Source organism: Longimicrobium sp., from assembly GCF_036387355.1.
Taxonomy (GTDB): Bacteria; Gemmatimonadota; Gemmatimonadetes; order Longimicrobiales; family Longimicrobiaceae; genus Longimicrobium.
The window spans coordinates 1-7082 of the sequence record NZ_DASVTX010000107.1; the positions used below are offsets into that span (position 1 = coordinate 1).

General features: G+C 69.5%; 5 protein-coding genes. 4 read left to right on the forward strand and 1 reads right to left on the reverse strand.

Annotated features, from left to right (window positions below):
- Positions 1-189: 189 nt before the first annotated feature.
- On the forward strand, positions 190-585 hold the full coding sequence (locus tag VF665_RS04935) for a hypothetical protein (protein WP_331052302.1): 396 nt from the start codon (positions 190-192) through the stop codon (positions 583-585).
- A 596-nt stretch (positions 586-1181) separates the two neighbouring features.
- Here the strand turns inward: VF665_RS04935 and VF665_RS04940 are convergent.
- The gene (locus VF665_RS04940) at positions 1182-2435 is read right to left on the reverse strand and encodes a hypothetical protein (protein ID WP_331052303.1); all 1254 of its coding nucleotides are present in this window, start codon (positions 2433-2435) and stop codon (positions 1182-1184) included.
- A gap of 322 nt (positions 2436-2757) precedes the next feature.
- On the opposite strand from VF665_RS04940, the gene VF665_RS04945 reads away from it, so the two are divergent.
- The 3 genes from VF665_RS04945 (at position 2758) to VF665_RS04955 (ending at position 7061) form a co-directional block, all read left to right on the forward strand.
- Complete coding sequence (locus VF665_RS04945; RefSeq protein ID WP_331052304.1) at positions 2758-3393, forward strand: MOSC domain-containing protein; 636 nt, start codon at positions 2758-2760, stop codon at positions 3391-3393.
- A gap of 831 nt (positions 3394-4224) precedes the next feature.
- The gene (gene accC / locus VF665_RS04950; RefSeq protein WP_331052305.1) at positions 4225-5724 is read left to right on the forward strand and encodes an acetyl-CoA carboxylase biotin carboxylase subunit; all 1500 of its coding nucleotides are present in this window, start codon (positions 4225-4227) and stop codon (positions 5722-5724) included.
- Complete coding sequence (locus VF665_RS04955; protein WP_331052306.1) at positions 5721-7061, forward strand: class I SAM-dependent RNA methyltransferase; 1341 nt, start codon at positions 5721-5723, stop codon at positions 7059-7061. Before accC ends, VF665_RS04955 begins: the two co-directional genes overlap by 4 nt.
- The last annotated feature ends 21 nt before the right edge of the window (positions 7062-7082 follow it).

Consider the following 7082-nt stretch of genomic DNA (forward strand, 5'->3'; position numbering starts at 1 on the left):
CGATCAGGGAGATCCGGATTCGGGATTCCCTATCGAATAGCGGCCCGGGCGGGCGGCAGCAAGGCGGCGTTGGAAGCATGCACGCGCTAGGTCAGTCGACTTGTCACCGTCAGGGCTTATTTGCGCACGCGTGAGGCTTCGGAAACCCGTATTGGACAATGCTCAATTCCTTCTCTCTGCGGAGCTAGCATGAAAGTCTTCCTCAGTTGGTCCGGCACGATCAGTCACGGCGTGGCGCTCGCGTTTCGTGAATGGCTGCCGCTCGTTATTCAATCGGTTCAGCCATACGTCTCGTCGGAGGACATCGACAAGGGTGCGCGGTGGAGCAGCGACATCGCTGCGGAACTCGCCGAGTCCACCTACGGGATCTTGTTCGTGACACCCGAGAACATCGAAGCTCCGTGGCTGAACTTTGAGGCTGGCGCTCTCTCGAAAGCCGTCGACAAGGCGTTTGTCACGCCGTTCTTGTTTGGCGTCAAGCGGTCTGATGTTAAAGGCCGGATTGTACAATTTCAGTCAGCTATCTACGAGAGGGCCGATGTATGGAAGATGTTGCAAAGCATCAACGCTGCGGCGGAGGGATAGCAGCTTCCTGCTGATCGCCTCAATCGGATGTTCGAGATTTTGTGGCCCCAGCTCAACACCGAATTAGAAGCTCTTCGGGCGCAACTCGGAGGAGAACCCGCAAAACGGCGTTCCTCAGGCGGCAAAAGCTCACTTGAGGAAAGCTATGGCGCAATGTTGGAGGAGATGCTTGAATTGATGCGGACACAAGTACGCATTACCAGTTCTCCAGAGGAGTTGCTGCCAATGAAATATCTCCAGTCCGCCTTGGATCAACGGGTAGACAGATCGCTTCCACCTCCCCATTCTAAAGTTTGGCGGGATCTCGAACAGGCCATGGATCTCGCAAAGACGATAGAGCAGATATACTTGGACGAACCTGTACCTCCAGGAGACTTCAAGCATTTCATGAGCGAGTTGCGCCGACCCGTTCAGCACCTGCTCAAGAGAGTCGGCCGCGGTGCGCGTGGGAACACAGCCTCGCGACTCGTTGCAGCACACTACGGCTCTCGTCCATCCGCCCTCGTTCGGGACTCGGTTCAAGAGCATCAAGTGTCGACAGACGATTCTGTGGTAAGTGCCTGAGGTCCGTTTTAATTAGCCGTATACCGGCAGAGTTACTGCACACAACTCCTCGCGTGCAGGATGCGGCGGTAGTCGCGGGCGGCCCGGGGAAGGCGGTCGCGGCGGGCGCGGAGCAGGGCCTGGATGGATGCGCCGCGCAGCCCGGTGTACTCCGCCGGGGCGGCGCGCACCGCCGTGGCGATGGCGGCATCCGTGAGCCTGCCCCGGAGCTCCGCGGCGGCGCCCTCCCACGCGGCGGGCGCGAGGCCGCAGAGAAACCGCTGATCCAGGTCGTGCGCGCTCACCAGCAGCCCGCGCAGGTCACGGTATTCGGCGTCGAAGCGCACGATCTTGGGATCCACCAAGCGCGCGATCCACGGAATCACCCCGCGGTAGTCGGCCAGCGCGTAGTCGCGGTCGCGCGCGATGGCCGTCCACCGCGCGCCGTCCGGCGTCTCCCGCAGCGCCCATCGCCACTGGCCCTCGTGCCGGTCCCAGTCGCCCAGGTAGACGTCCATCAGCCGGGCGCGAAGGTAGGCGGACGCGTCCACCGCGTGCTGCGGGTGCTTCTCCACATCCTCCAGCATGTCCTCCGTTCCCGACACCTCGGACGCACCGGTGTAGCCGTCTCGCGGGTATTCTTCGATGGAGCCCAGCAGCCCCTCGAACGCCACCGCGTACTCGCCCAGCGCCGGGTGGGATGGAAGCACGCCCAGCCGCGGCGCGGGATGCGCGATCCCGGCGGCGTCCTGCAGCGCGGAGGCGATCACCGCCCCGGCGGGGTGCAGCGCGCCCACCTGGTCCTGCCGGATTCCGCCCAGCGTGTTGCGCCCCAGCCATCCCAGCGTGCCGCGCTGGTCCTTTTCCAGCGAGCGGAACACGTACTCCCGGCCATCCGCGCCGCGCAGGTGCAGGTTGCGCGTCTGGTTGCCGCCGCCGCGCCGCATGGGCGTCAGCCCGCCCGCAAAGGTACTTGGGTTCAGCACTTCGGCGCGGATGGGCTGGGCCCACAGCTCGCGGTATCCATCGCCCAGCAGAAAGCGGCGCAGCCCTCCGGCCCGGTAGCGCGCGCCCGCCGTCACCGTCGCCGTCGTTTCCGTGGGTGAAGGGATCCGTGCGGGGATGGGGATCTCTGGATCAGGCAGCCTCATCAGCCCGATCACGGTGGCGATGCAGAGCAGCAGACAGGCGATGCCCGTGATCCGCAGCCAGCGTCGCGGCGCGCGCGGGCGGGCCCGGGTCGCCGCCGCGTTCTGGGCGCCGATCGCCTGCTCGAGCGTGATGACGGGGACGGGAGAGCGGGGCACGGTGGGGCGGGGGTGCGGGGCAGGGATGTGTCGCACAGGGAAGGTGGCGCCTCAGAGCGATCGCGACAACCACCACGTTGTCGATCTTTCCCGGCCGGACGCCGCGATGGTCCCGCGCTCGACAGGTACGCGTTGGGGCGGCGGAGACCTTCCGCGGAGCGCAGTCGTTCATGTACTCTGATGCGGACTCCCGGCCGGATGACGGAGCAGCAGCGGCATCCGTCACAGCCCGGATCACTGCGAGACGACGTTCCTCTCCTGATCCACCCCTGCGCCGTACCGGCCTCACGTACCGGGTCCGGCGGCGAAAACTGTTTTGTCGATGACGGATCCGCGCGTCCTGTCCGTGAACGTTGGTGCCGTCCGCGAGATCGAGTGGCGCGGCCGGTGGATCACGACGGGGATCTGGAAGACGCCGGTGGAGGGACGCGTTGCCCTGCGCGGCGTCAACTTCGCGGGCGACGACCAGGCCGACCGCACCGTGCATGGCGGGCCGGACAAGTCCGTGTACGCCTACTCGCGCGAGGACTACGAGTTCTGGCGCGGGGAAGAAGCGTTCGACACGCCCGTGGGCCTGTTCGGCGAAAACCTGACGGTAGAGGGGATCGACCTCTCGTCCGCACTCGTGGGCGAGCGATGGAGCGTGGGGACGACGGTGCTGGAGATCGCGCAGCCGCGGATGCCGTGCTTCAAGCTCGGCATCCGCGTGGGTGACGCGCACTTTCCGCGGCGGTTTCAGCGTGCGGGCCGGCCGGGCGCGTACTTCCGGGTGATCCAGGAAGGCGACGTGGGAGCGGGCGATGCCGTGCGCGTGCTGGAGCGGCCCGCCCACGGCATCACGCTGCGCTACATGACGGAGGTGCTCACCGACCGCGCCAAGGCCGCCGCCCTCCGCGCCGTTCCCAACCTCCCCGAGTTCTGGAACGACATCGCCCACGGGCGCATCGAGTTGGAGTAGCGCCGGAGCTGGAGGCTTTCGGACAGGGCTGAGCGACTGAAGTCGCCGCAACAACGGCGGAAAGTCTCCCCAAACAGACGGGGAGACTTCACCTGCACCGCGGCGATAGGGCCCGGTGTGGGGGGCGGAGTGTCAGGGCGGCCCCCACCCGGGCTCGCATGACTCGCCAACCCTCCCGCAACACGGACTGGGGGAGGGTTGTTGGCGCGGTGTGAGGTTCCGTGTGGATCAGCAGCAGCCGGCGCCGCGGCCTTCCCGAGCGAGTGAAATCGCCGCAACAACTGCTGAAAGCCTCACGATACTGCCGTGAGGCTGCGCCCGCGGAGTACGGGGACCGGCGCCGAACTCGACCCGACGCCGAACGGCTCCCCCTCTCCCGCGGAGCGGGTGGAGGGGGTTGGGGGGAGGGGGCCTCCTTCCGCCGCATCGGCACCGTCCGAAGTGCACTGGTCCGCCGTTCTCCCCTCGTGCTTCGCTTCTGGCCGGCAGTTGGCATGGGGAGGGGCGGGGGAGGGGCCCCGTACGGAGCGGGGCAGCCCATGGCCTCCCTGAGCGGATGAATCCGCGGGCGACCCGCACCAGGAGCCACCGATGCAGTCCGCGAAGGCGGACTTCGCGCCGTTGTTGCCGCGACTTCAGTCGCCCGTCGGCCGGCCCGTCCAAAGCCCGCCCCGCCTTGCCGCGTCCACCCTCCACACGGCCCATCCCACATCCGTCCCGAAATCCAGCCCCTCCCCCGGCTCGCCAGAACGGCGGGCCGGTTGTACCTTGGGAGCCTTTCGCGGGGCCGGCGCCCGCGCACGTCCGTCCACGTCAAGCCGCAAGGGCCGCGTGTTCAACAAGATCCTGATCGCCAACCGCGGCGAGATCGCCCTGCGCGTCATTCGCGCCGCGCACGAACTGGGCGTCAAGGCCGTCGCCGTCTACTCCGAGGCCGACCGCCTGGCCCCGCACGTCCTGGCCGCCGACGAGGCGTACCTCATCGGCCCGGCGCCCAGCGCGCAGAGCTACCTCAAGGCCGACGTGCTCATCGACGTCGCCAAGCGGTGCGGCGCCGAGGCCATCCACCCCGGCTACGGCTTCCTCTCCGAGCGCGCCCACTTCATCCAGGCCGTGCGCGACGCGGGGCTCGTCTTCATCGGCCCGTCCGCCGAGGCGGTGACGGCCATGGGCGACAAGACCGCCGCGCGCGCCCGCATGATCGACGCGGGCGTGCCCGTGGTGCCCGGCACCAAGGAGGCGCTGGCCGACGCGGCGGAGGCGCGCCGCGTGGCCGGCGAGATCGGCTACCCCGTGCTGCTCAAGGCCGCGGCGGGCGGTGGCGGCAAGGGAATGCGCATCGTGCGCGGCGAGGACGAGATCGAAAAGGCGTTCGAGTCCGCCGGCAACGAGGCGCAGGCGGCGTTCGGCGACCGCTCCGTGTACGTCGAAAAGTACCTGGACGGCCCCCGCCACATCGAAATCCAGCTGCTGGCGGACCGGCACGGCAACACGCTGCACCTGGGCGAGCGCGAGTGCAGCATCCAGCGCCGCCACCAGAAGCTCATCGAAGAAGCCCCGTCCGCCGTGCTCACGCCCGACGAGCGCGCCGCCATGGGCGCCATGGCCGTCGCCGCGGCGCGGGCGGTGAACTACGAGGGCGCGGGAACGGTGGAGTGCCTGTACCAGAACGGCGAGTTCTACTTCCTGGAGATGAACACGCGCATCCAGGTGGAGCACCCCGTGACGGAACTGGTGACGGGGATCGACCTGGTGCAGTGGCAGATCCGCATCGCCGCGGGGGAGAAGCTGCCGTTCGCGCAGGACGACATCACGTTCACGGGGCACGCCATCGAGTGCCGCATCACCTCCGAAGACCCGGCCAACTCGTTCCTCCCCTCCACGGGCCGAATCCAGAACCTGCTGATCCCCAGCGGCCCGGGCGTGCGCTGGGACGGGGGCATCACGCCGGGGGTGGAGGTGGGATTGTTCTACGATCCCATGCTGGCCAAGCTGATCGTGCACGCGCCCACCCGCATCGAGGCGGTGGACCGGATGAAGCGCGCCCTGGCCGAACTGCGCGTGGAAGGCGTTGACACCAGCGTGCCCTTTCACCTGCGGGTGATGGACGAGCCGGAGTTCCGCGAGGGGCGGCTGGACATCAAGTACCTGGACCGGCACGAGGAACTGCTGTCCGTGCAGCCGGATGAGGACACCATCCGCGCCGCCGCGCTGGCCGCCGCGCTGCTGGAGGAGGAGCGCCGGACGCACCGCGTCATGCCGCGCGCCACGTCCACCGCGGCGGCGGCGCCGGCCAGCGGATGGCGCCAGCGCGGGTGGAAGAACCGGTGAGCGACCGCCGAGGCGGGCGCGGCCGGGGGCGCCCGGCCGGCCGCCCCGGCGCGGGGCCGCGCCGCCCGCGCCCGCCCGTCACGCTCCGCATCGACTCCATCGCGGCGGGCGGAGAGGGAGTGGGGCGGCTGCCGGACGGGCGCGTCTGCTTTGTCCACCGCACCGCGCCGGGCGACCTGGCCGAGGTGCAGCTGACGGAGACGCGTGACCGATGGACGCGCGGCACGCTGCTGCGCGTGCTGGAGCCGTCGCCGGAGCGGCGGGAGGCGCCGTGCCCGTTCTACGCACGGTGCGGCGGCTGCACGCTGGAGCACCTGACGTACGAGGCCCAGCTGGCGGCAAAGGGCCGCATCGTGGGCGACGCGCTCACCCGCATCGGCGGGGTGCCGGTGGAGGCGCCGGAGGTGGTGCCGTCGCCGCGCGAGTTCCGCTACCGCAACCGGGTGAGCTTTGCGCTGCGGCGCACGGAGCACGGGCGGGTGGAGGCGGGCTTTCACGCGCTGGGCGCGCCGGACGAGATCGTGGATCTGGACGGCAGCTGCCTGCTGTTCGAGGAGGCCATCGGCCGCGTGTGGGACGGCATTCGCGCGCACTGGGGACCGGACGCGCGCCGCCTGCCGTCGGGAAGCCAGCTGCGGCTCACGCTGCGCGCCTCCGCCGGCGGCGAGGTTTCGCTGCTGGTGGAGGGGGGCTTTCATCCCGGGCGGCCGCTGGAGCTGATCGCGGCGGTGCCGGGGCTGGTGGCCGTCTGGCACCGGCCGGGCGAGGCCAAGGCGGAGCTGATCGCCGGCGCGCCGGGGCTGCCGGAAACGTGGGGCGACGAGACGGTGGAATTGAGCGGCGCCGCCTTTCTGCAGGTGAACCGCGCGGCGGCGGAACTGCTGGAGGCGCACGTCCTGTCGCTCGTGGGGGATGTGGCGGGCCGGACGGTGGTGGATGCGTACTGCGGCGTGGGGCTGCACGCGCGGCGGCTGGCGCGGGCGGGCGCGCGGGTAACGGGGATCGAACTGGACCCGGACGCCGTGGCCGAGGCCCGGCGGAGCGCGCCGGAGGGCGCCGTCTTTGTGACGGGATACGTGGAAGCCGTGCTGCCGGAGCACCTTCCGGCGGACCTGGTGATCCTGAATCCGCCGCGCGCGGGGATCGCGGGCGAGGCGGCGGACGCGCTGGCCGCGCACCCGGCGGAGCGCATCATCTACATCTCCTGCAATCCCGCCACCCTGGCGCGCGACATCAAGCGCCTGGGACCCGGCTACCGCATGGTGAGCCTGCGCTCGTTCGACCTGTTTCCGCAGACGGCGCACGTGGAAAGCGTTGTGCTGCTGGTGCGCGCCTGACCGGCGGACCCGGCAGAAAGT